The sequence below is a fragment of the Hymenobacter baengnokdamensis genome, from assembly GCF_008728635.1.
GTDB lineage: Bacteria > Bacteroidota > Bacteroidia > Cytophagales > Hymenobacteraceae > Hymenobacter > Hymenobacter baengnokdamensis.
Genome location: NZ_CP044285.1, coordinates 2,592,812 through 2,613,335, shown reverse-complemented (window position 1 = coordinate 2,613,335; position 20,524 = coordinate 2,592,812). Strand labels below are relative to the sequence as shown.

The 20,524-nt window shown below is 58.0% G+C and carries 20 protein-coding genes and 1 pseudogene; 15 read left to right on the top strand and 6 right to left on the bottom strand.

What is annotated here, in order from left to right:
• Positions 1-25: 25 nt before the first annotated feature.
• The 3 genes from F6X24_RS11115 to F6X24_RS11105 all read right to left on the bottom strand — a co-directional run bounded on the left by F6X24_RS11115 (position 26) and on the right by F6X24_RS11105 (position 4,058).
• Positions 26-1,729 (bottom strand): TolC family protein, encoded by a 1,704-nt coding sequence (locus F6X24_RS11115; protein ID WP_151088061.1) that lies wholly within the window; start codon positions 1,727-1,729, stop codon positions 26-28.
• Between the two features lie 174 nt (positions 1,730-1,903).
• Complete coding sequence (locus F6X24_RS11110; protein ID WP_151088060.1) at positions 1,904-3,286, bottom strand: sensor histidine kinase; 1,383 nt, start codon at positions 3,284-3,286, stop codon at positions 1,904-1,906.
• 88 nt (positions 3,287-3,374) lie between these two features.
• A complete protein-coding gene (locus tag F6X24_RS11105) occupies positions 3,375-4,058 on the bottom strand; it encodes a response regulator transcription factor (RefSeq protein WP_151088059.1) in 684 nt (227 codons plus the stop codon).
• Positions 4,059-4,165: 107 nt separating this feature from the next.
• Here F6X24_RS11105 and F6X24_RS11100 point away from each other — a divergent pair.
• Positions 4,166-5,257, top strand: a pseudogene (locus tag F6X24_RS11100) (redoxin domain-containing protein).
• A 24-nt stretch (positions 5,258-5,281) separates the two neighbouring features.
• Here F6X24_RS11100 and F6X24_RS11090 read toward each other — a convergent pair.
• Positions 5,282-5,617, bottom strand: a complete 336-nt coding sequence (locus F6X24_RS11090; RefSeq protein WP_151088057.1) for a tetratricopeptide repeat protein — start codon at positions 5,615-5,617, stop codon at positions 5,282-5,284.
• Positions 5,618-5,765: 148 nt separating this feature from the next.
• On the opposite strand from F6X24_RS11090, the gene F6X24_RS11085 reads away from it, so the two are divergent.
• From F6X24_RS11085 to F6X24_RS11060, 6 genes are all read left to right on the top strand, one after another.
• Positions 5,766-6,506 (top strand): electron transfer flavoprotein subunit beta/FixA family protein, encoded by a 741-nt coding sequence (locus F6X24_RS11085; RefSeq protein WP_151088056.1) that lies wholly within the window; start codon positions 5,766-5,768, stop codon positions 6,504-6,506.
• A gap of 107 nt (positions 6,507-6,613) precedes the next feature.
• Positions 6,614-7,591, top strand: a complete 978-nt coding sequence (locus tag F6X24_RS11080; protein ID WP_151088055.1) for an electron transfer flavoprotein subunit alpha/FixB family protein — start codon at positions 6,614-6,616, stop codon at positions 7,589-7,591.
• A gap of 235 nt (positions 7,592-7,826) precedes the next feature.
• The gene (locus F6X24_RS11075; protein ID WP_151088054.1) at positions 7,827-8,462 is read left to right on the top strand and encodes a bifunctional nuclease family protein; all 636 of its coding nucleotides are present in this window, start codon (positions 7,827-7,829) and stop codon (positions 8,460-8,462) included.
• A 124-nt stretch (positions 8,463-8,586) separates the two neighbouring features.
• Positions 8,587-9,825 (top strand): pyridoxal phosphate-dependent aminotransferase, encoded by a 1,239-nt coding sequence (locus tag F6X24_RS11070; protein WP_151088053.1) that lies wholly within the window; start codon positions 8,587-8,589, stop codon positions 9,823-9,825.
• 158 nt (positions 9,826-9,983) lie between these two features.
• Positions 9,984-10,664, top strand: a complete 681-nt coding sequence (locus tag F6X24_RS11065) for a cytochrome b/b6 domain-containing protein (RefSeq protein ID WP_151088052.1) — start codon at positions 9,984-9,986, stop codon at positions 10,662-10,664.
• Between the two features lie 70 nt (positions 10,665-10,734).
• Entirely contained in the window at positions 10,735-11,319 is a 585-nt protein-coding gene (locus F6X24_RS11060) for a TetR/AcrR family transcriptional regulator (protein ID WP_151088051.1), read from the top strand.
• A 108-nt stretch (positions 11,320-11,427) separates the two neighbouring features.
• Here F6X24_RS11060 and F6X24_RS11055 read toward each other — a convergent pair whose 3' ends face one another.
• Complete coding sequence (locus tag F6X24_RS11055) at positions 11,428-11,613, bottom strand: hypothetical protein (RefSeq protein WP_151088050.1); 186 nt, start codon at positions 11,611-11,613, stop codon at positions 11,428-11,430.
• 730 nt (positions 11,614-12,343) lie between these two features.
• Between F6X24_RS11055 and F6X24_RS11050 the strand changes: the two genes are divergently transcribed.
• Positions 12,344-13,567: a site-specific integrase gene (locus tag F6X24_RS11050; protein ID WP_151088049.1), complete on the top strand. Its 1,224-nt coding sequence runs from the start codon at positions 12,344-12,346 to the stop codon at positions 13,565-13,567.
• Between the two features lie 22 nt (positions 13,568-13,589).
• Entirely contained in the window at positions 13,590-14,414 is an 825-nt protein-coding gene (locus F6X24_RS11045) for an RteC domain-containing protein (RefSeq protein ID WP_151088048.1), read from the top strand.
• A 356-nt stretch (positions 14,415-14,770) separates the two neighbouring features.
• Here the strand turns inward: F6X24_RS11045 and F6X24_RS11040 are convergent, their stop codons facing one another.
• Complete coding sequence (locus F6X24_RS11040; RefSeq protein ID WP_151088047.1) at positions 14,771-15,472, bottom strand: helix-turn-helix domain-containing protein; 702 nt, start codon at positions 15,470-15,472, stop codon at positions 14,771-14,773.
• Positions 15,473-15,805: 333 nt separating this feature from the next.
• Between F6X24_RS11040 and F6X24_RS11035 the strand changes: the two genes are divergently transcribed.
• The 6 genes from F6X24_RS11035 to F6X24_RS11015 all read left to right on the top strand — a co-directional run bounded on the left by F6X24_RS11035 (position 15,806) and on the right by F6X24_RS11015 (position 20,292).
• Positions 15,806-16,129: a helix-turn-helix domain-containing protein gene (locus tag F6X24_RS11035; RefSeq protein ID WP_151088046.1), complete on the top strand. Its 324-nt coding sequence runs from the start codon at positions 15,806-15,808 to the stop codon at positions 16,127-16,129.
• An 81-nt stretch (positions 16,130-16,210) separates the two neighbouring features.
• On the top strand, positions 16,211-16,348 hold the full coding sequence (locus tag F6X24_RS18985; protein ID WP_191906295.1) for a hypothetical protein: 138 nt from the start codon (positions 16,211-16,213) through the stop codon (positions 16,346-16,348).
• 97 nt (positions 16,349-16,445) lie between these two features.
• Positions 16,446-17,477 (top strand): hypothetical protein, encoded by a 1,032-nt coding sequence (locus tag F6X24_RS19150; RefSeq protein WP_229725043.1) that lies wholly within the window; start codon positions 16,446-16,448, stop codon positions 17,475-17,477.
• A gap of 31 nt (positions 17,478-17,508) precedes the next feature.
• Positions 17,509-18,033, top strand: a complete 525-nt coding sequence (locus tag F6X24_RS11025; protein ID WP_151088045.1) for a hypothetical protein — start codon at positions 17,509-17,511, stop codon at positions 18,031-18,033.
• Between the two features lie 54 nt (positions 18,034-18,087).
• Positions 18,088-19,050, top strand: coding sequence for a helix-turn-helix domain-containing protein (locus tag F6X24_RS11020; RefSeq protein WP_151088044.1), 963 nt, complete (start codon positions 18,088-18,090; stop codon positions 19,048-19,050).
• Positions 19,051-19,122: 72 nt separating this feature from the next.
• Positions 19,123-20,292 (top strand): hypothetical protein, encoded by a 1,170-nt coding sequence (locus F6X24_RS11015; protein ID WP_151088043.1) that lies wholly within the window; start codon positions 19,123-19,125, stop codon positions 20,290-20,292.
• Positions 20,293-20,524: the final 232 nt, after the last annotated feature.

Sequence of the window (20,524 nt, the reverse complement as noted above, 5' to 3'; positions counted from 1 at the left end):
AATCCCTTTCTTGCTTCTTAGTTAATTAAAATACTTTGGCGTTGGTGGCGAAATTGACTTGCTGCTCGCTTTGCAGCAGGCGGCTGCTGATATCGATAAGCCCAAGCTGCGCCTCTTTATAGGCCCGAAACTTGTCGATGAAGCTCACCAGGTCGATAAGGCGGCGATTATAGTCGGCTACAGCGTCGCGGCTCACGTTGGCCGTGCGGGCCAGGTAGTCGGGCGTAATACTGCGCCGCAAGGTGATAGCACGCTGCAACTGCTCGTAGGCGGACGCTACATCCTGCTCCACCTGTAAATGCACCGCATTCAACGCAAAGCCCGACTGCTGAATACCAATCTTAGCGGCTTGAATATTGCCCTGGTTACGGTTGGCAATCGGCAGGTCGATGGCCGATTGCAAGCCAAAATAATGCGAATAGGTGCTGCCCTGACTGGCATAGTCCGCGCCTACCAGGAGCTTGGGGATAGCCAGCGAATGCTGAACGGCCAGGTTTTGCTGGGTATAGACCGTTTGCTGGGTAGCCGCCCGCAGGTCGGGCCGCAGCGCAAAGGCCTGGGTTTCCAGATAAGCCAACTCAGGCACTACAGCCGGAGCATCGGGCAGAAATTCCACTCCTTCGGGCGATACAAACACGGAGCCCGGCGCGGCCAGCAGTACGCGCAGGGTAGCCTGGTCCTGGGTAAGCTGATTGAGCAGGTCGCTGCGGTCGCGCTCCAGGCTTTGCTGCTCCAGTTCGAGGCGGGTTACTTCGTAAGAAGCCACCACCCCCAGCCGCAGCCGCTCGCGGAAAGCGGCCAGCAGGCGGCCCAGCTGAACGCGCTCCTGCTCGGTAAAGCCCAGCTTACGGCGCTCGGCCGCTACGTTATAGAACGATTGTACCAGCTGGAAGCGGGCCTGACGCAGCAGGTCTTCAAATGCCGCCTGCTGCACCGCAACCCCCGTGCGCGAAAGCTGCACGAGCTTACTGCGCCGGCCCGATATATCAATAAGCTGCTGAATCTGCGCCAAAAAGGTACCGCCCGTGGGGTTCGTCGGGTCAGTCTGCTTATTCAGGGGGAAGAAGGTATTCGTATTTGGGTTGTAGGCGTTCACCTCCATCTGGAGGTTAGGGTTATCACGCAGCAGCGCCTGCCGGATAGCCGCGTTAGCCACGTCGATATTAAAATGCTGGGCCAGCAGCTGAAAGTTGGCCTGCATAAACCGCGCCTGCGCCTGGTCGAGCGTTACGCGCAGCGTATCGGTAGGAATAGCGGTTGCCGCGGCACCAGTCGGCACACCCAGCTCAATTGGATACCTGTTCAGCCCATTACCGCCTCCCGCACCGATGGTGGGGGCACCGGCAGCCGAAGCACCTGGGGCAGTAAGCGCCCCCGCCGGCGCTACCAGCCGGCCCGCCCCCATGCCGGGAGCTGAAGTGGTGGAGGTAGCAGCCGGGCTGGAGGCCGCCCCGCCGGGACTGGTAAGGGGGGTACCCGGCTGGCCGAATGTAGGCGTGGCGGTAGGCTGCCCCGGTAGCTGGGCCGGGCTGGTAGTGCCTCTGGCGGCGCCCGGCTGCTGGCCGGTCGTCGCTGGTGTAGTAGCAGGCGTTGTAACGGCTGGCAGGGGTGCCCCGGTAGCTGGCCGGGCTGCGTTGGGTTGTGGCAGCTGAGCCCAGCTCGCTACCGCCGTTAAGCTTAGGCCTCCGGCAGTAGCCAGGATTCGAAAAACAGAAATTTGAAAACGCATAAAGGGTAAATCTGCTGCTTAGGAACTTCGAAGTGGAGCTATTGTGGGCCCGCTGTCAAAAGCAGTAGCTTCTAATTAAGAAGCAAAGGTCCGACCAGTACATTAGGTCAGAATTAGAAGGACATTAGAAACCGATTAGAAAGATGAATTCCTTCGTCCTTTTTGGCTGTTCCGCTACCGGCCAACAAATACCAGCTCTGCTACTGTTCCCCGGCCGGGCTCCGAGCGCAGCGTGAGCAGGCCGCCGTGCAGGCCGACAATGCGCTGGGCCAGTGGCAGCCCTACCCCATGCCCGGTTACTCCGCGCACGGCAGCAGCCCGAAAAAAGGGCTGAAACACCTGTGCCAGGTCGTCGGCCGCGATACCCATGCCGGTGTCGGCTACCCGCACAATGCGTTCTCCACCGGCCAGACAGCGCAGGCTAAGCAGCACCCGCTGGTCGCTGGCCGAATATTTCAGCGCGTTATCAACCAGATTACCCAAAGCCTGCACTAGCAGCCCACGGTGGCCGAGCACAACAAAATCGGCAGGGTCGGCAGGCAAATCAGCCAGGTCGCCTAAGTCAACCTGAATCCGCGCGCGCTGAGCCGGCGCCACGGCTTCACGCACCTCCCAAAGCAGCTCATCCAGGCGCACTTCATCGGTCAGCGGCACCGCCTCTTCGGCCTGGGCCAGGTCCAGCAGATTATTAATTAAGGCCTTGAGCTGCTGCAACTCGGCCAGTACCGATGCGACGCCCTCCCGATAAGCCGCCGGCGGCCGGTCGCGCGCCAGCAATACCTGAAGCTCTCCGATACTAGCCGTTAGCGGCGTGCGCAGCTCGTGCGAGGCATTGCGCACAAAGGCTCGCTGGCCCTGAAAGCTGGCTTCGAGCCGCTCCAGCAGCCGGTTGAAGGTCCGGGCCAGGCGCGTGAGGTCATCGCGCTCGCTGGTACGCAAAAAGCCCTCATCTACCCGCTGGTGCAGGTCGTGCGCCGTAATGCGGTCTACCTGGTCATTGAGCGCCGCAATGGGAGCCAGCGCCCGCCCGGCAAACCCCCGGCCTACGCCATAGATTACCAGCAGGCTACTTATGTAAATCGCGCTCATTATGGAAGCCAGACTTTTCAGCCGCCGCTTGCCATATACATTTTCGGCCGCTGCTACAATAATATAGTCGCCCTGATTATCCTGATAAAACAGCCCAACCGCCTGCCGCTGCCCCAGCTGAAAGTACACTTCCTTGTTGGTAACAATACGGGCCAGAATGGCATCCGAAAGCCGCACGCGCTCATCCTCCGCCACAAAGCGCACCTGCCCTTTGGCGTCGTAGACCTGTAAAATCTCGTTGCTGAGCGATTGCAGGTATTTCTTCTCAAAGTCGCGGAAGGCGCTGGCCCGCATCTCATCTTTTTCGAGGTAGATATAGCCCGTCACCTGCGCCCGCTCGCGCAGCCGCTGCCGGAATTCCCGCTGCGAGGTGGTCATCTGCAGCACAAAAACCATTGCCAGCACCCCCAGCAACAGCACGGCCACCACGCCCAGAAAGAGCCAGGTAAGCCGGTTCCGGATAGTCATTATATTATAAATTTAATATATTAAAAATAATTAATATTATTCCAAAATCCTGCGTTCCTTGTCTCCGCAGTCAGCTGCTGTTGGCTGCTTATTCTTCACGCAGCACGTACCCCATACCTACCACCGTATGAATCAGCTTTTTATCGAATCCCTTGTCTACTTTATTGCGCAGGTAGTTTACGTACACGTCAATTACGTTGGAGCCGGTGTCGAATGAGTCTTCCCAGGTATGCTCCGCAATTTCGCCCCGGCTCAGCACGCGGCCCTGGTGGCGCAGCAGCAGCTCAAGCAGGTTAAATTCGCGGGCAGTGAGCTTAATGGGCTGGCCGGCCCGCACAACCGTTTTGGCAGCAGTATCCACTACCAAATCGGCCAGGCTCAGCTGGTTACCTTTAGCCGAACGCCGGTCGCGGCGGCGCGTAAGCGCCCGCACCCGGGCCAGCAGCTCCACAAAGTCGAAGGGCTTTACCAGGTAGTCGTCGGCGCCGCCATCAAAGCCCAGCAGCTTATCCTGGGTTGTGCCCAGCGCCGTAAGCATCAGGATAGGCAGCTCCTGGTCCTGGGCGCGCACGGCCTTCAGCACTTCCAGCCCGCTTTGGCCGGGCAAAATCACGTCCAGAATCAACAGGTCAAACTCCTGCTCCAGCGCCAGCCGCTGGCCAAAAGTTCCATCATAGGCTACTTCTACCTCGTAGCCTTCTTCCTCCAGCCCCCGCCGGATAAAGGCCGAAACCTTGGGCTCATCTTCGACCAGCAGAATTTTAGTTGACATAGAATGCAAAGTAACGCCGCAAGCCTCGCCACCGGCCGCCCAGGCAGGTTATACTACACGCGGGTCTATTGCCGTTAGCCGGTTCTGATTCCTGCCTATATTTCATCATGAATAAGCACCTACTTGGGTTTCTGCTACTTGCCTCAACATTGACCGGTGCCCAAACCACGCCCCTTTTCCTGGTTAAAGGCCAGATTGGGCACCTGAACGCGCCAGCTAAAATCTACCTGGTGTACGGGCCGCAGGTGCTGGACTCGGCCACGCTGAACAACGGCCAGTTTGAGCTGCGCGGCTCCAATGGCGGGCCACACTCGGCCGAACTGGTGCTCGAGCGCCGGGGCCGGCTGCGGGAAGGTTGGCGAAATAATATCTACGCGCGGACGTCGGCCGAACGGGTTTCGCTTTTTCTGGGGCCCGACCCGGTGATGGTAACCAGCCCCGACTCGCTGCCCAGGGCCCGGCTCACGGGCGGCCCGCAGCTGGCGGCCTGGCTACGCCTAAACACTGCGCTTAAGCCATTTGCGGCGAAATTTAAAGCGGCTCCTACCAAGGAGGAATCGGCTACGCTGCAGAAAGAATATGTGCAGACATGCCGGGCTTTTATCAAAGCCAACCCTACAGCCTGGGCCAGCCTCGAACAGCTTCAGCAGCTCCGCATGGTGGAGCTGCCGCAATATGCCGTGGAGGGCCCGCTCTACGAGGCTTTCAGCCCCAATATGAAAAGCAGCGCCTCCGGCCGCCAGTATGGCGAGCTGCTCCAGGGCCTCAAGGCGACGGCCATCGGCGCGCCGGCGCCCGCCTTCACCCAAACCACGCCCGATGGCAAACAGGTATCGCTGGCCGATTACCGGGGCAAATATGTGCTAGTGGATTTTTGGGCTAGCTAGTGCACACCCTGCCGCGCCGAAAACCCCAACGTGCTCAAAGCCTACGAAGCCTTTAAGGGGCGCAACTTTGAGGTACTGGGCGTGTCGCTCGATGAAGAAAAAAGTCGCGAAAAATGGGTCAAGGCCATTGCCGATGACCACATGCCCTGGACGCAGGTATCAGAACTACGCGGCTTCGACGGCACCACGGCCCAGCAATACGGTATAAAATCTATTCCGCAGAACTTTCTTATCGACCCGCAGGGCAAAATCGCGGCCTCTAACCTGCGTGGCGACGATATTCAAGCTACCCTGGCGCGCTTTATCAAGTAAGTGGTGAGCTGCCTGGGCCTACGGCTAGTCGTCTTCATAATCGAGGCCCAGGCAGCTGTTGAGGGCCTGCTGCAGCTCGCTGGCAGCGTGCAGCTGACCGGCCTTCCGGCTTACTACCAAGCCTTTGCGATATACCTGCTCGGCCTCGTCTTTCTTGCCAAAGCCTTCGAGCAGCTTACCGGCGTGGTAATAGGTCCCCACGTAATCGGGGTGCCCGGTCAGCAGCTTCTGGTAAAATTCCCAGGCCCGCAGCGGCTCGGCCGCCCGGTACTCGGTGGCCAGGGCGTAGATGGTGAAGGCATCGTTGGGGTCTTCTTCGTAAAAAGCTAACAGTTGCTGTAAGCGGCTGGGGGTACTCATGGGAAGGGTTTTGGCTATCTTTGGGACGAAATTGCGACTTTCGCGCCGCATTCGGGTTTATAACGGGGCCGAAAGCCCTTTTCAGGCTTGGCAACTGTTATGCAAGCCGACTACTTTTGTATTCTCTTCTCACCCTAACCTTGCTTAGATGAAGTTTCTGGTTTGCATCTCTAACGTACCCGACACAACCACCAAAATTACCTTTACGCCCGATAATAAGGAGTTTAACAAGGCCGGGGTGCAGTTTGTGATTAACCCCTGGGACGAATACGCCCTGACCCGCGCCATCGAGCTGAAAGAGGCAGCTGGCAGTGGCACCGTAACCGTATTAAATGTAGGCGAAGCCGACACGGAGCCCAACATCCGGAAAGCGCTGGCCATCGGCGCCGACGACGCCATTCGGGTAAATGCCGCCCCGAAGGATGCGTTTTTCGTGGCCGAGCAAATCGCGGCTATCGCCAAAGAAGGCGCCTACGACGTCATTCTGATGGGCAAGGAAAGCATCGACTACAACGGCTTTCAGGTGCACGGCATGGTGGGGGAGCTGCTCGGCATTCCAACCGTAGCCCCCGCCATGAAGCTGGATATGAGCGGCAACACGGCCACTCTGGAGCGCGAGATTGAGGGCGGCAAGGAAATAGTGAGCGTAAATACGCCCTTCGTGGCCTCGTGCCAGCAGCCCATGTGCGAGCCCCGCATTCCCAATATGCGCGGCATTATGACGGCCCGCACCAAGCCCCTGAAAGTAGTAGCTGCTACCGGCGACGCGGCCCGCACCCAGGTGCAGGAGTACGCCCTGCCCCCCAAGAAGCAGGGCGTGAAGCTGATACCCGCCGAAAGCGCCGGCGACCTTATCAAGCTGCTGCGCAACGAAGCGAAAGTAATCTAAGGAGAGTTATGAGTTAAAAGTCAGGAGGCAGGCGGTCGCTGATAGGCCACCTCAAGCTCAGACTAGCAACTCATAACTCCTGACTTTTAACTCATAACTCCCAAAAGATGTCAGTTTTAGTAGTAGTAGAATGCGATAAGGGCGAAGTGAAGAAATCTTCGCTCGAAGTGGCTACGTATGGCGCGCAGCTTGCCGCGCAGCTCGGCACCAGCGCTACGGCCATTGCCGTGGGCGAAGCCTCCGAAGCCAGCCTGGCCAGGCTCGGTGAGCAAGGCATAACTAAAGTGCTCTATGACAAGGAGCCGCGCCTGAAAGACTTCGTAAACAATGCGTACACCAAGCTAATTGCTACGGCGGCTCAGCAGGAAGATGCCAAGGTAATTGTGCTGGCCAACAGCAACATCGGCGCTACAGTGGGTTCGCGCTTGTCCATCCGGCTGCAAGCCTCGCTGGCGACCAACGTGGTAGAGCTACCCAAAACCGCCGGTGGCCAGTTTACGGTGAAGCGGGGCGCCTTCTCGGGCAAGGCATTTTCGGATGTGGTGCTGAGCGGCGAGCGCAAGATTATCGCCGTTAAAAAGAACTCCATCGAAGCCCAGCATGAGGCCGGCAAAACGGCCGAAGTGGTTGCTTTTGCCGCTCAGCTCTCCGATGCGGATTTTGCCGATGCGCCCAAGCAGGTGGTGATGCAGGACCAGGCCGGCGGCATTCTGCTGCCCGAAGCCGAGCGCGTTGTGAGCGGTGGCCGGGGCATGAAAGGCCCCGAAAACTGGCATCTTATCGAGGACCTGGCCAAAGCGCTGGGCGCGGCCACGGCCTGCTCGAAGCCGGTATCGGACGTTGACTGGCGCCCGCACCACGAGCACGTGGGCCAGACCGGCATCACAGTATCGCCAAATTTATATATTGCCTGCGGCATTTCGGGCGCTATTCAGCACCTGGCGGGCGTCAACTCCTCGAAAGTAATTGTGGTCATCAACAAAGACCCGGAGGCCCCCTTCTTCAAAGCTGCCAACTACGGCATTGTGGGCGATGTATTTGACGTATTGCCCAAGCTGACAGCGGCGGTAAAAGCGCTCGGCTAAGGCGCGTTGCCCGGCCAGTAACGTCATGGTGGGCTTGAAAAGCAGCTTGTTCGCGCCGTCGGGTCATGCATCCGGCGGTTCGGACGAGCTACTTCGCAAGCTCAGCATGACGTTCTTATTTCGTATTTTACGTCAACTTAAGCTTTTTTTGTGAGCCGTTTCCGGCCGTACTCGCTTTATTTGTCGTACGGAAAGCATCGCTTTCATTTACCAAGAATTCAAGTCCCCGAGACCCTTGAAAAAAATACCCCTCGAAATTCTGGGCCTGTCCTCCTCACAGTCGCAATCCGGCTCCTTTGCCCTTATCCTGGGCGAAAAGCATGGCAACCGCCGCCTGCCGATTATCATCGGCATGTTTGAGGCCCAGAGCATCGCCATCCAGATTGAGAAAATCAGCCCCAACCGGCCCCTCACGCACGACCTGTTCAAGGCTTTCGCTGAGCATGTGCATGTTACTATTATTGAAGTAGTTATCTCCGACCTCAAGGAAGGCGTATTTTATTCGCGCATTGTGTGCTCCGACGGGGCCACCACCTTTGAGATTGACGCCCGGCCTTCCGACGCCATTGCGATTGGCCTGCGTTTCGGCGTGCCGATTTTTACGGTAGAAAGCGTGCTCAGTGAAGCCGGCATCATCCTCTCCGACCTCGACGAGGCGGGCGAAGAAGACGAGGATGACGACGACCACGATGAGGATGAAGACGAGGGCGAAGGGGAGGCCCCGCGGGCGGCCAAAGCCACTGAGCCCCGCGAGCCAAGCGGGCAGGTGTCGCTCGACGAGCTGACCAAGATGCTGGCGCAGGCCCTGGAAAAAGAAGATTATGAAAAGGCCGCCAAGATTCGGGATGAGCTGAACAAGCGCAACGGCTAGCCACCACAGCTGAAAATGTGCTGAATGAAAAAATGGAATGCTGTGAACGTTTTTACTTAACGCGACAGCTTTACCACTTCTCATTCAGCACATTTTTACATTTAATTTATTCGATACTTAGCTTATGTCGTTATCCGTATCGCAGCGGGGGCAGGATATGCCCGTTTCGCCCTTTCGCAAGCTGGCCCCGTTTGCCGAAGCTGCCCGGCAACAGGGCATAAAAGTCTATCAGCTCAATATTGGCCAGCCCGATATCGCCACCCCGCCGAGCCTGTTTGAGGCCGTGCGCAAGGCCGACATCCGGGTGCTGGCCTATAGCAATGGGGCGGGCACCGACAGCTACCGGCAGAAGCTGACCGCCTACTACCACCGCGCCGGCATTGAGGTGGCCACTGAGGAAATACTGGTGACGACGGCCGGCAGCGAGGCTATTCTGTTTGCGCTGCTCACCTGCCTGAACCCTGGCGATGAGCTGGTGGTGCCGGAACCCTTTTATGGGGCGTACACGGCTTTTGCTATTGCGGCGGGCGTGCAGCTTGTAACCGTGACAGCCACTATTGACAACGGCTTCGCCTTGCCGCCGCTGGCTGCTTTTGAGGCAGTTATTACGCCCCGTACCAAGGCTGTGCTACTGTGCAACCCGAATAACCCCACGGGCTACGTGTATAGCCGCGCCGAGCTGGAAGCCTTGCTGCAGCTGTGCCAGCAGCACCAGCTGTTTTTACTGTCGGATGAGGCCTACCGCGAGTATTGCTACGATGGGGCCCGCGCTACCAGTGCCCTCAACCTGGCGGGCGGCGAGCCCTACGTAGTGGTGCTCGATACCATCTCGAAGCGCTACAGTGCCTGCGGAGCACGGGTAGGCTCGCTCGTGACGCGCAATAAAGACGTATTTCAGGCCGCCTTTCACTTTGCCCAGATGCGTATTAGTCCGCCCGGCCTGGGCATGCTGCTGGGCGAGGCAGCAGTTGCCCTGCCCGAAAGCTATTTTGAAGAAAACCGCGCCGAATACCAGGCTCGCCGCGACCTGGCCGTGCGCCGCCTGCAAGCCATGCCGGGCGTGCAGTGCCCGGTGCCCGGCGGCGCTTTCTACGTAATGGCCCACCTGCCCGTAGACGATGCCGAACGCTTTAGCAAATGGCTGCTGACCGATTTCAGCTATGAAAACCAGACGCTGATGCTATCGCCAGCCAATGGCTTTTACCAGACGCCGGGCCTGGGCCGCCAGCAAGTTCGCCTTGCTTATATATTGAATTTACAGGACCTTGAGGCCGCCCTGACCTGCCTGGAGCACGCTTTGCTGGCCTACCCCGGCCGCACGCTGGCACCCAGGGCGCTCAACGAGCTGGAAGCACTTGTCTAGTAAGAATAACTTTCTGATAATCAGTTGTTTTTTAGCAACGACTGTCTGCTGGCACTGTGTTTAGTTGAGTACCAGCTAAAGGATTGATTAGGCAAGCCGCATAAGCAATTTTTTAGCGAAGGAATTTCGTCTGTACCGCGCAACTTATCTTATCTCGCATGTCGTCACCTGCTCTGCCGCCCGCTACCGCCACCCACGACTACTCGGCCCCCATGCGCCTCTGGCACTGGGTAAACGCCGCGCTGGTGTCGGGTCAGCTGCTAACGATTCTTTTCCAGAAAGTTATCGTCAACGCCAAAGGAGCTGTACCGGAGTTTCAGCAGGCTTTCAGCAAGGGTGGCGGCAGCCTCACTGAGCAGCAGGGCCGGGCGATGGCCCACGTCATCAGCGAACGCATCTGGCACTGGCACATCTGGATTGGTCTGACGCTGGCGGCCTTCTGGCTGTTCTGGACCGTGATGCAGGCCCTGGACCCGGCGGGCCGCCGCTTCGGAGCTCGGCTGATGGCCGCGGCGCGGCGCTTTAAGCTGGCGGCCCCGGCCGAGCATGCCGACGCCCGCCATGCTTTGTTTGCCAAACTCACCTACGCCGCGTTTTACCTGTTTATTACCACGATGGTAGTGACTGGCCTTGCCCTGACCTGGGCCGATGATGTACCCTGGCTGCACCGCCTGGAGCATACGGTATCGGAAATACACAACGTCACTATGTATCTGATAATCGGCTACATTGTGCTGCATATAGCAGGCGTGGTATGGTCAGAAATCACCGAAGACCAGGGGCTCGTATCCCGCATGATAAGTGGTACCGTGGACCCGCGCACGCCGCGCGACTATTAACAAACATTCGTTAGGGTGGCACGTATGGCAGTAACTTTGTAGAGCATACTCCTCTCCCACCCGTCTTTCCATGCTCAAAACGAAGAAATCGGTTAAGCGTGAGCTGATTCTGGCCGAAGCAGCCAAGCTTTTCAAAGACCGTGGATATAGTGGAACTTCTATGCGCGACCTGGCCGGCCAGGTTGGGATGGAGGCCGCCAGCATGTACAATCACATCAAGTCGAAAGACGAGCTGCTGGACACTATCTGCTTTCGGATTTCGGATACGTATATCTCGCAGCTGGCTGCTATCGAGCACACTGGTATTTCGTACAGCGAGAAGATAAAGGCTCTCGTGCGCCTGCATATCCGCCTGATGGTGGAGGACGGGGCCGCCGTATCGGTAGCCAATCATGATTGGAAATACCTGCCCGAGCCTCGCCTGACGGAGTTCAAGCAAGCGCGTAAGAGCTACGAGAAAGGCTTTGCCGCGCTCATCGAGGCTGGGATAGCGGCGGGTGAGTTCCGGTCGGTAAATGCCTCGGTAGCCTTATTTACGGTGCTTTCGGCAGTGCGCTGGGTAGAGCTCTGGTATAGGCCCGGCCGTGGCCTGACGGCCGAAGAGCTGGAAAATAATATCATTACCGTCCTGCTGGGCGGGCTGGAGCTGCACTAGGCACGGCAGCTGGCTACTCATTCGGGGCCGATACCCGCCGCTGCAAAGCCAGACGGCGTAAGCTCCTCCCTGCACAGGCTGACGCGCAGGGAGGAGCCTTGCCTTTCGCTAACGCGCTACGACGGTATAGCGAAAGTCGGTTCCCAGCCACGGCCGAAACGGCAGCGTCTTTCCGGCAGCGCCCGTAGGGTGCGGCGCGGGATGAGGCTGCTGCGCGCTCGGCAGACCCGCCAGGAATTCGAGATGCCGCTCAATTAAGAGCGAGGAGGCAAGTAGGGTAAGTTTGTTTGTCATAGCGGGGTAGTGAGTAGCAGTTTTAATTAACCGGTAAGGGATAATATGTTACTAAGCTACTACCCAGCCCGCTACGACTGCAAATAAATAGCATAAAAATCAGTATTTTCTGCACAAAATCGCTAACAAACAGTTTTTTGGTGGGGTCACTACGTAGTACTTGCCGGTTCACTGGCGTGTTTTGGCTGACTCTAGTTTATACCCTCCATGCTTTCACTGCAACTGAGCTATAAGACAATAGCACCCTACCAGAATTAAGTTTCGAAACTTTCATTGGTTTCAGGCACTTTTTACAGGCTAGCTTGTCTCACGTGGTTCGTTTAGAGCCGTTTCCCAATCCGCGCCAGCCATTCTATTCTCGGACCGGGAATTTACACTAACTACTTCGGTAGCTGCATTATCTGCCATTTCAAAACTTTTCAAACAGGAACTCAGCAAAAGCCCGCGAAGGAATAGCATATACTTTATACGCAACAAAGCCCGCTGCAAGTGCTTGACTTACAGCGGGCTTTGTTGCGTAAAAGCAGAGAGGATGGGGCTTTGGCCCGCAGATTTAACTAGATTCATCCGACCACCAAAAAGGCCCCTAGCTCGCTCACGCGGGCTTTTTGCTTGTGCGCTTGTCTAGCCGAATCTAGCTAGTATCGGTTTAAGTCGGCGGGTTTGTCCCCCAATTGTCCCCGGCGTGGGGAACACGGCGTAGCTTTAGGGAAGCATTCTACTCCTCTCTATGGCCTCCGTTTCTTTCCTGCTCAAGGAGCCCAGCGCTACCAAAGCAACGCCCATTTTCGCCTTCGTGAGCTTCGATGGCCAGCGCGTCAAGGTTTCTACTGGCCTCACCATTCTCCCGAAGCAGTGGCTCAAAGCCGACCAGCGTGCTCAGGAACGAGGGCTGCCTGATAATGGCAAACTCAACGACGCGCTAGCCCTAGCTAAGCAGCAGCTGCTCGACTGCTACCAGGTGCACCGCAGCCAGGGCCAGCTACCCAGTTCCGAGTCACTGCGGGCGGCCGTGGTGCCTGTGGCTGCGCCGACCGGCAGCACTGCCCCGAAGGTGCGTACCTTCGGGGACTACTTTGATGAGTGGATAGCGCTAGCCCGCGCGCAGCAGAAGCCGCGCTCTGCCCAGGTGTACGCCACGGCAGCCCGGCATGTGCGCGAGTTTGCCCAGGCCACGGGCTACGCCGTGGACTTCGATACTATCACGCCCACCTTCGGCGACCGCTACACCACCTACCTGCTCCACAAGGTGCGGCTCACTGATAACACGGTGGCCAAGCAGGTACTCACGCTGAAGCGATTTCTGCGCTGGGCGCGGGAGCGAGGCTACACCGACGCCACCGGTTTTGACAGGCTGACGTGGAAGCGGCAGGAACCAGACATCATGACGCTCACCGCCGCCGAGGTTGCGGCCCTGGAGCAGCTGGTCTTGCCGCCTGGCGGCTACCTGGCTAACGCCCGCGCCCTGTTTCTGCTGGGGTGCTACACCGGCTTACGGTTCTCTGACCTCATAAGCATTAAGCCCGAGCACCTGCGCGGGCAGGCGCTACGCATGACCACGCAGGAAACCCGCGAAACCGTGACGGTGCCGCTACGGCCCGAGGCGCTCGTGCTTGTGGAGCAACTGCTAGCCGGCCAGGTGCGGGCTATCACGAATCAGAAGCTGAACGACTATTTGAAAGAGTTGGGCCAGTTGGCTGGCATTGATTCGCCCGTTGAAGTTATCCGGTTCCGGGGCGGGGTGCGCGAGAGTACCACCGTAGCTAAGTGGGAGCGGCTGGGCTGCCACACCGGCCGGCGCACCTTCGTTACGCTGAGCCTGGAACGGGGACTGCGGCCGGAAACCATTATGAAAGTGACGGGACACCGCAGCTGGAAATCCTTTCAGCGCTACGTCAACGTCACTTCTGACACAGTGGAGCGGGAATTTCGGCAGTCTTGGGGACAGGTATAAGACTATCTAATTAATATTTTTTATGGACTATTTATACCAACTTCCCGAAGAAGACCGAGAGGAAGAAGGCTTCCTCAGAGCCTCAAACTACGCATTAACCGAGTTCCTTAAACTCGACCTTAAAGGCATTCCAGCCGGTAAAATTGAAAAGTATATTACCGATTCTTGGTGGAAGTACATAGAAGATAATGACTTAACTAATGAAGACGCAGACAGCCTACTTGCTAAAATACAGGATGAAAGCGGATTCCATATACCCTATTCACCAAACCGACCATCTCATCTTGCCCGACTTGTTGAAGAAACACCGCTTTATCGCATAGAAATAAGTGTAAATGTTTGGGTATTTAGCCCACTTATTAACTCGCGTCCTGCTGACGCATTGCATGCTCGCTATCATTGGCAAATACTGCAAGAGCGAGTGCATGAGTTAATTGTAGAAGCCACCCCAGAGGCTCAGCACATCAAAACACCACGTCTACAAGCCGCTATTGACTGGCTAAAAGGCTATGAATTACGGTTAGCCACAACCCAAGAAAGGCTAGCTGCCAAAACTACTCCCCTGACTTGGCAGGGTACTAAAGCAGAATTGACCGAACTGGGCTATTCGTTGCTTGAGAGTGGTGCAATCAGTGCCACCAACCGAGCAGCAGCAGTTAAGAGCTTAGGTGAGGTATTCGGCGTAGCCTTGGGGGACAATCCAGCAGCGCACTTGCAAACCATTCAAAAGCGCAAAATAGGTGCTGTGCTTACTCCCTTGCTCGACAAGCTTAAAACAGCATTTGTCGGCTATTTGGAGCGCAAGACGGAAAGTGAGGCATTAAACCGGACTAGGCGCTCCCGTTGAGTGGATTGAGGCACCAAAAATTATAGAGTAGTAGGCGCGTAGTATGGCGTTTTGAGTCGGGTGGAGTAGTCCTTTTGTAGTGTAGGCTGGTTGGCAGACTTCCCAACAGCCTCACTTCTGATGCAAGCATCAATCTATTTTCCTCATATTGGCTACCGGGACAAATTGGCCGGTGTAGGCAGGCTAGTGGGGGCGGGCCACCGGTTTACCTGGCCGGCGGGGTGTCGCGTAGCATTTGCGCCACACGCTATAAATGTTGCAGTAGCAGGTAGACTACTGAGTCGAGCCAGCAGGCCACTAGATAGTCTAGTAGGGCGTGTAATTGTGTAGCGTATAATTTTCTACACAGTACACAATTACACAGACGGACTATTCACCGCCTGCACCAGTTGATGTCGTAATGAAATAGCCTGCATCTGCTTTTCAGCAGTTAGGGGCACTATTGCGCTCATGGACTCGGCCAGCTTCTTTTCCAGCTCCCCCTGATACTTGAGTGCCTTTAGCAACTCTTCCTCAGCCTGCTCTCCCAGTGGAAGGAAAGCAGCATAGCGCTCTCGTATATGATTAAGTGTTTCCTGCTGCTGCTGAATGACTGCCTGCATCAACTCCTGGGCCTTCTGATTAAGGCTAGGTAAGTACCCCATTTGCACCTGTAGGGCTGCCTCGTGGTGCTGCACCTCAGTGCGTAGCTGGGCTAGGTCGGTAGCGGTCTCTCGGTAGGCAGCCTTCTTGCCCTCCAACTGCTTTGACACCTGCACATATTCTTGGATGAGTTGCACTAGCTCATTGGTCTGCGGGACAGGAACTGAGGACTGTACTGCATTACGTACCATTTGGCCTTGGCCCATAAGTAACCAATCAAGACTTACCTCTGGGTATGCAATAGCAATTTTCTGCAGCATATCAAGCCCTGGCCGATTTTCTCTTTGGCTAAATAAGGAGCTGATAGCGCTCTGTGACACTCCTATTTTCTCTGCAAAGGCACGTTGTGTTAGCATAGAGTACTCATCAATTAAAAATTTAATCCTTTGATTAACAGATAAATCCTTGTTATTCATGATGTTTTGAGTAGAAAGAATGAGTGCATTAGTACTTTTTGAACGCTAGTGTGCATTATATTTGCAACAGCTATCAAAGACAAGTGCAATGATACTCAATACAACGCATTATGGCAGCAAAATCAAATCTTAGTCACCTCGTAGGCTATGGTGGCGTGAAGGCCATCGCCGAAAAGCTGGGCATAGCTCAAGGTACCGCTAGCGCTGCACTGCGACGCGGCTCCCCTGGCCACCCAGCAGTACGTGAAGCATTGCGCATGGCCAGAGAGTCCGGTTCTATTGAGGCTGCCCAAGCATTGGCTAGCCTCCCCACCGCTTAAGTTCTGCTTACTGATGCAAACCATCATCACCCAGGGCTTCACGCTGGAGCAGTTGCTTGAGGCCATGCGCCCTATGATTCGCCACGAGCTAGCCCAAGCTCAGCCGGCCGCGCCCACGGCCGGGTCGGCAGCCGACGAGCTGCTAACGGTGCAGCAGGCTGCCTCCCTGCTCGATGTGTGCGTGGCTACTATCCACGAATGGAAACGCCGGGGGGTGCTGGTATACAGCAAAATTGGTGGGCGCACCTACCTCAAGCGCTCCGAGGTGCTAGCTGCCGGCAGCCGTGAGCAGCGCACGGTGAAGCCCAGCCGTGCCAAGGGCAAGCCGCCCGCCTAATACTCCCTCATAGTCTGGATTTTACCCCCAGCCGACAACCCCGGCTTAGCTACCGCTTTGCCCATTTTTCCCTCCCTACTCATGTCCTATTACGACGACTTCACCCCCGACCACTACCGCCCCAGCTCTCCTGACCCGCCGCCCGCCCGGCCCGGCTTGCCGCGCCTGCTGGGAGCCGTGCTGCTAGGCCTACTGGCCGTGCTACACGCCTGCAGCTGACCCCACCAAACGAATAGAGCCGGCCGGGTCACTACCCCCAGCCGGCTCCTATGTGCCAAGTTCCTCAACCCAACACCACTTAATTCTTCCCAAAGATATGGCTCCCTTGCCTATTTCCTGTTTCCTACTGCCAGCCGCTGAATTGCAGCGCCGCACCGAGCTGGCCGAAGAGCGCGCCGAGGCGCTATGCGTGGCCCATGACCGCCCCGAGGGCCGCTACGGCCGTGAAATCTTGTGGCATAGCCTGTTCGGGGCCGAGTTCGTGGCCCTGCTCTCGGACATGCCCCTGCCCGAGAGCAGGGCCTGGCTGGCGGCCGACCTGGCCGGTTACGCCCACGAGGGCCAGCCGCTTGACTTGCTCGACTACGCCTACCTGGCGGATATCCTGCGGGAAGGCCTGGCCGACCACCCGGCCCCCCTGGTGACCCTGCGCCTGCGCCGCGCCCTGGCCTGGGTCAAGCAGGCCGGGGGCCAGCTGCTGACGGCATCCGCACCGACGCCCACCCAGGCCGTAGCCGGGGCCGTGCCGAGCCCTTATTCTGCTGACGAGGCAGCTAAAGCGGTGCTGGCCTGTGCGAGTGCCGACGCGCTAACGGCGCTCTGGCCCCACTTGCAGGCCTACGAAGCCGACGAGCTGGTTAGCCTGGCGCTGGCAGCCAGTACCGTGCGCTGGGCGGCCCCGGCCTACCGAAGCCCCGAGCAGGCCGAGCGCGAGGTGGCCAGCCGGGCTCAGCGCGACTTTGCCCACAAGCTACTGGCCTCGCAGCAAAACGACGCCTACCGCCTCGAGGCCTTGCACCTACTGGCCGACGCGGGCTTGTCGTGGGCCGCGTGCAGCCGCGTAGTCGACACGGCCAAAGCCCACGTGGACCGGCCGGCGCCGCTACGGCCCGAGCAGCTGCCCGCTCCCGTGCTGCCCGCCGGCATCGCCGGGGCGCCGGTCTACGCCACGCCCGCCCAGCGTGAAGAGATTATTCGCCTGCTCAACCACCCGGTCATTACCCGGCAGGAAAAAACCAAGATGCTGCTCAATATCAACCGCCTCGACGAGCAGCGCGCCACCCAAGCCATTGCCAAGCTACGCAAAGCCATTGCCGAGCGCCCGAGCACGACAGCGCTGGCTGCCTAAGCAGGCAAAAGGGGCGTGTGGCCCCTACGCCATGCGCCCCCCTTCTCTTACCTCAACTCACTCGAAGATAATGACTACCAAGCCCACTACCACTGCCCCCGCTTTCCCGCTGGCTGAAATTGCGGCCGCCCAGGCTAGCCGAAACATTTTTGCCTTCGACAGAGGGGCTGACCAACGCCAACTACTACGCTTGCAGGAGGTATATGCTACCAAACTAGTCCAGTTTGAGGCGTTTTACCGCTTCTTTGAGGAAACGACCCCCGACATTGTGCTACGCGGGCCTCAGGGGCGCGAAGTAGTGTTACGCGTGCCTCAGCAGGTTGTCAACGAGGTATACAGTACGCTGCGCGACCATCAAGACGAGCTATTGCGCAGTCTGGAACAACAGATTATTGCCCGGCACCTGAGCCTTGAGGAAGAGGTGGAACTGGCTGCGAAGCATCCCAGGACGGAGCCGGACTATGTCCCAGCTATCATGTCCTTGTGCCAGCCCGCCGCGCCGCTGGCCGTGCGCCTGACACCCGAGCAGTCCACTGCTCACGTCCAAGCTGCCTAATCTTCCATCACTGCCCGCCGGCTACCGAGCCGGTGGGCTTTCTGGCTTATTACTATGCCTTTGTCTCAAAAAGAATTAGAGGATTTTATCTGGCAGCAACCCCGCTTGTGTGAAGCACGGGGCCTGCGCTTGTACCGAGCTCTCTTCGCTTTAGGCCGCCGCTACCAACATCTCGACTTAGGCCCCTACGGCGAGGCCCAACAGGTGAGCGTGCGCTTTGACCCGCCTAGCAAGTTCTTCTTCGTGCAGTTCGTGCTTTCCTCTACTGGCACTATCGGCTCAGTTACCTACTTCAAAGCCAAGCGCCAGCTATCGGCCCTGAAGCAACTGCTACAGCAGGCTATCGACGACGCCGGTATAGAGGCTCGCATCTGCGCTGAATGTGTGCTCATTGGGCAGGATATACAGCAAACTGGCGACCTAGTATTTGTGCTGAATCTCGACGCATACTGTCAAGTATTTACTTACAGCTGTAATGCCACCACCGGCCTTCGGTTTGAGCCGGTCAGCAAGAAGTGGTGTCGGACACCGACGAAAGAGCAGGCGCTAGCCCTGCAGGAGTTGGCCACTGACTTACTGACTGAGCGAGAAGACGCCTTGGCCATTGCCGCAGCTAGCCGCGCCCACGCGCTGGCTGCATGCTCGACTACGCTCCCGGTTGAGCTAGCCGAACTCATGGTGACGCCCCTTGGGGTGCTGGCAGCCCCTGGCGCAACGCAGCTGGCCCCGGTGGGCCAACTCTCGCTGTTTGCGACGTCGGCGCTGCCCACCGGCCCGGCGGACACCACGATAGGGCAGCGCTTGGGGCAGTTGTCCCAGCACATGGGCGGGGGCAAGGTGAGTCGCCTGGCCAGGGCCGCGGGCCTGCCCGCCCCGGTACTGCACAACCTGGCCGCAGACCGCCACGCGCCCAGCTTTGAGACACTCAGACAACTTCTCACGGCCCTGCCCCAAATAAGTCCCGCCTGGCTCGTGCTGGGCCAAGGGCCGATGTTGGCCAGCCCCAGCACGCACTAACTGCCTACCTGTACTTGATAGCCAGTTGGCTAGCCTTCCCTCCCAGCCCTACGCCACCCACTGCTATTGCTCGTGAGTACCGAATCAAAACCCCTGCCGTTTTACCAGCTCATGGATGCCTTCGAGGCGTTCACGCACGGCGAACCCAACGTGAAACCTCAGCACCGGAGTCTCTACTACTTCCTGCTGGGCTACGCCCGTAAGCGCGGCCACGTGCCCCGTTTCGCGCTGCCCTATGAGGTAGGCATGCACGGCAGCAGCATCGGCAGTTGGGTCACTTATGATGCGGCCATCAAAGCGCTGGCAGGGTGGGGCTTCATCGTGTACACGCCGGGGGCCAACCGCTACAAAGTGCCGGTTGTAGAACTCACTTTTCGAAATCCTAGCGGCGATGAGCTACTAGACTACTGGCAAGCCTACTGCTTAGCCCACCCGGTAGAACTCCAAAACCGGAATCCTAGCCCGGTTATAGAACTCCAAAATTTCAGTTCTACCGATAACTCTACTGCTAACCCTAGTGGAGACATTAAAAAGAGAATAAGAGAGAAAGAGAACAAGAGTACGACTAGCGCCGCCACACCTTCTCTTTCTTCCGAGAAATCAAGAAAAAGCAAACCAGTTGCCAGTCCCAAAAAGGCAGCCGCCCACCTGGACGAAATCGCCGCCCTGCCCTTGCCGCACGCCGGCCCCGAGTTCGCTAGCCTGTGGGCGTCGTTCTCCACCGGCCCCAAGCAAATCAAAAAACCGCTGACCGCCCACCAGCTCATGCTCACCAAGCTAGGCAAGTACCCCGAGGCCTTCGCCATCGTCATGCTCGAAGCCGCCATCCAAGGCGATTGGTCCGGGATAGAAAACGGCGGTACGGCCAAGGCCTTCACCGACTGGCAGGCGGAAATAGCCCGCCGGCCGCCGCCTCGCTCTACTCCCTCCAGCCAGGCCTCCGTACCCTCAGACAGTGACCCGGCCCTCAATCATGAATTCCTGGCTGAACAGCAAGCCCGCGAGCAGGCAGCGTTCGAACGGCAGAATGCCGACTACCGCCGCCGCCACGGCCTGGCCGAACTAGTCAACGTCAATCCCGACGCCCTGTTCGGTCATACCCTGACACCGGCCCAGGGGCTAGCCCGCGCCAAGCAGGGCCCCGATTACCAGCGCTACCTAGACGAGGAGGCCGCCGAGAAAGCCAAACCGGCCGCCGCCCAGCAGCCAGACCCGCCCGATTCCGCTCAGAAAGCGGCCTAGGAGCGACGCACGCCCACCGCGCCCTACGACGCGCCTCCCACCGCCTGCCGAGCGCTTATCGTGCCTTTTCCGTGGGAGCCCAGCGCCCCTGAGCGAGCGCCCTGCCAAAGAATTGCGCATAGGCTATACATGATGTCGTCATAACCCGTTGCTTTTGGCGCGCTCAATTCGCCCCCAACTGCTTATTTATCAATTAGTAAACAGCCCCATCAATGAGCCCCTAGCCCCGAAA

Excerpts from the sequence above, each read along its gene's own strand:
- F6X24_RS11115 (WP_151088061.1), bottom strand. The coding sequence starts at position 1,729 with ATGCGTTTTCAAATTTCTGTTTTTCGAATCCTGGCTACTGCCGGAGGC.
- F6X24_RS11110 (WP_151088060.1), bottom strand. The coding sequence starts at position 3,286 with ATGACTATCCGGAACCGGCTTACCTGGCTCTTTCTGGGCGTGGTGGCC.
- F6X24_RS11105 (WP_151088059.1), bottom strand. The coding sequence starts at position 4,058 with ATGTCAACTAAAATTCTGCTGGTCGAAGATGAGCCCAAGGTTTCGGCC.
- F6X24_RS11090 (WP_151088057.1), bottom strand. The coding sequence starts at position 5,617 with ATGAGTACCCCCAGCCGCTTACAGCAACTGTTAGCTTTTTACGAAGAA.
- F6X24_RS11085 (WP_151088056.1), top strand. The coding sequence starts at position 5,766 with ATGAAGTTTCTGGTTTGCATCTCTAACGTACCCGACACAACCACCAAA.
- F6X24_RS11080 (WP_151088055.1), top strand. The coding sequence starts at position 6,614 with ATGTCAGTTTTAGTAGTAGTAGAATGCGATAAGGGCGAAGTGAAGAAA.
- F6X24_RS11070 (WP_151088053.1), top strand. The coding sequence starts at position 8,587 with ATGTCGTTATCCGTATCGCAGCGGGGGCAGGATATGCCCGTTTCGCCC.
- F6X24_RS11065 (WP_151088052.1), top strand. The coding sequence starts at position 9,984 with ATGTCGTCACCTGCTCTGCCGCCCGCTACCGCCACCCACGACTACTCG.
- F6X24_RS11060 (WP_151088051.1), top strand. The coding sequence starts at position 10,735 with ATGCTCAAAACGAAGAAATCGGTTAAGCGTGAGCTGATTCTGGCCGAA.
- F6X24_RS11055 (WP_151088050.1), bottom strand. The coding sequence starts at position 11,613 with ATGACAAACAAACTTACCCTACTTGCCTCCTCGCTCTTAATTGAGCGG.
- F6X24_RS11050 (WP_151088049.1), top strand. The coding sequence starts at position 12,344 with ATGGCCTCCGTTTCTTTCCTGCTCAAGGAGCCCAGCGCTACCAAAGCA.
- F6X24_RS11045 (WP_151088048.1), top strand. The coding sequence starts at position 13,590 with ATGGACTATTTATACCAACTTCCCGAAGAAGACCGAGAGGAAGAAGGC.
- F6X24_RS11040 (WP_151088047.1), bottom strand. The coding sequence starts at position 15,472 with ATGAATAACAAGGATTTATCTGTTAATCAAAGGATTAAATTTTTAATT.
- F6X24_RS11035 (WP_151088046.1), top strand. The coding sequence starts at position 15,806 with ATGCAAACCATCATCACCCAGGGCTTCACGCTGGAGCAGTTGCTTGAG.
- F6X24_RS18985 (WP_191906295.1), top strand. The coding sequence starts at position 16,211 with ATGTCCTATTACGACGACTTCACCCCCGACCACTACCGCCCCAGCTCT.
- F6X24_RS19150 (WP_229725043.1), top strand. The coding sequence starts at position 16,446 with ATGGCTCCCTTGCCTATTTCCTGTTTCCTACTGCCAGCCGCTGAATTG.
- F6X24_RS11025 (WP_151088045.1), top strand. The coding sequence starts at position 17,509 with ATGCGCCCCCCTTCTCTTACCTCAACTCACTCGAAGATAATGACTACC.
- F6X24_RS11020 (WP_151088044.1), top strand. The coding sequence starts at position 18,088 with ATGCCTTTGTCTCAAAAAGAATTAGAGGATTTTATCTGGCAGCAACCC.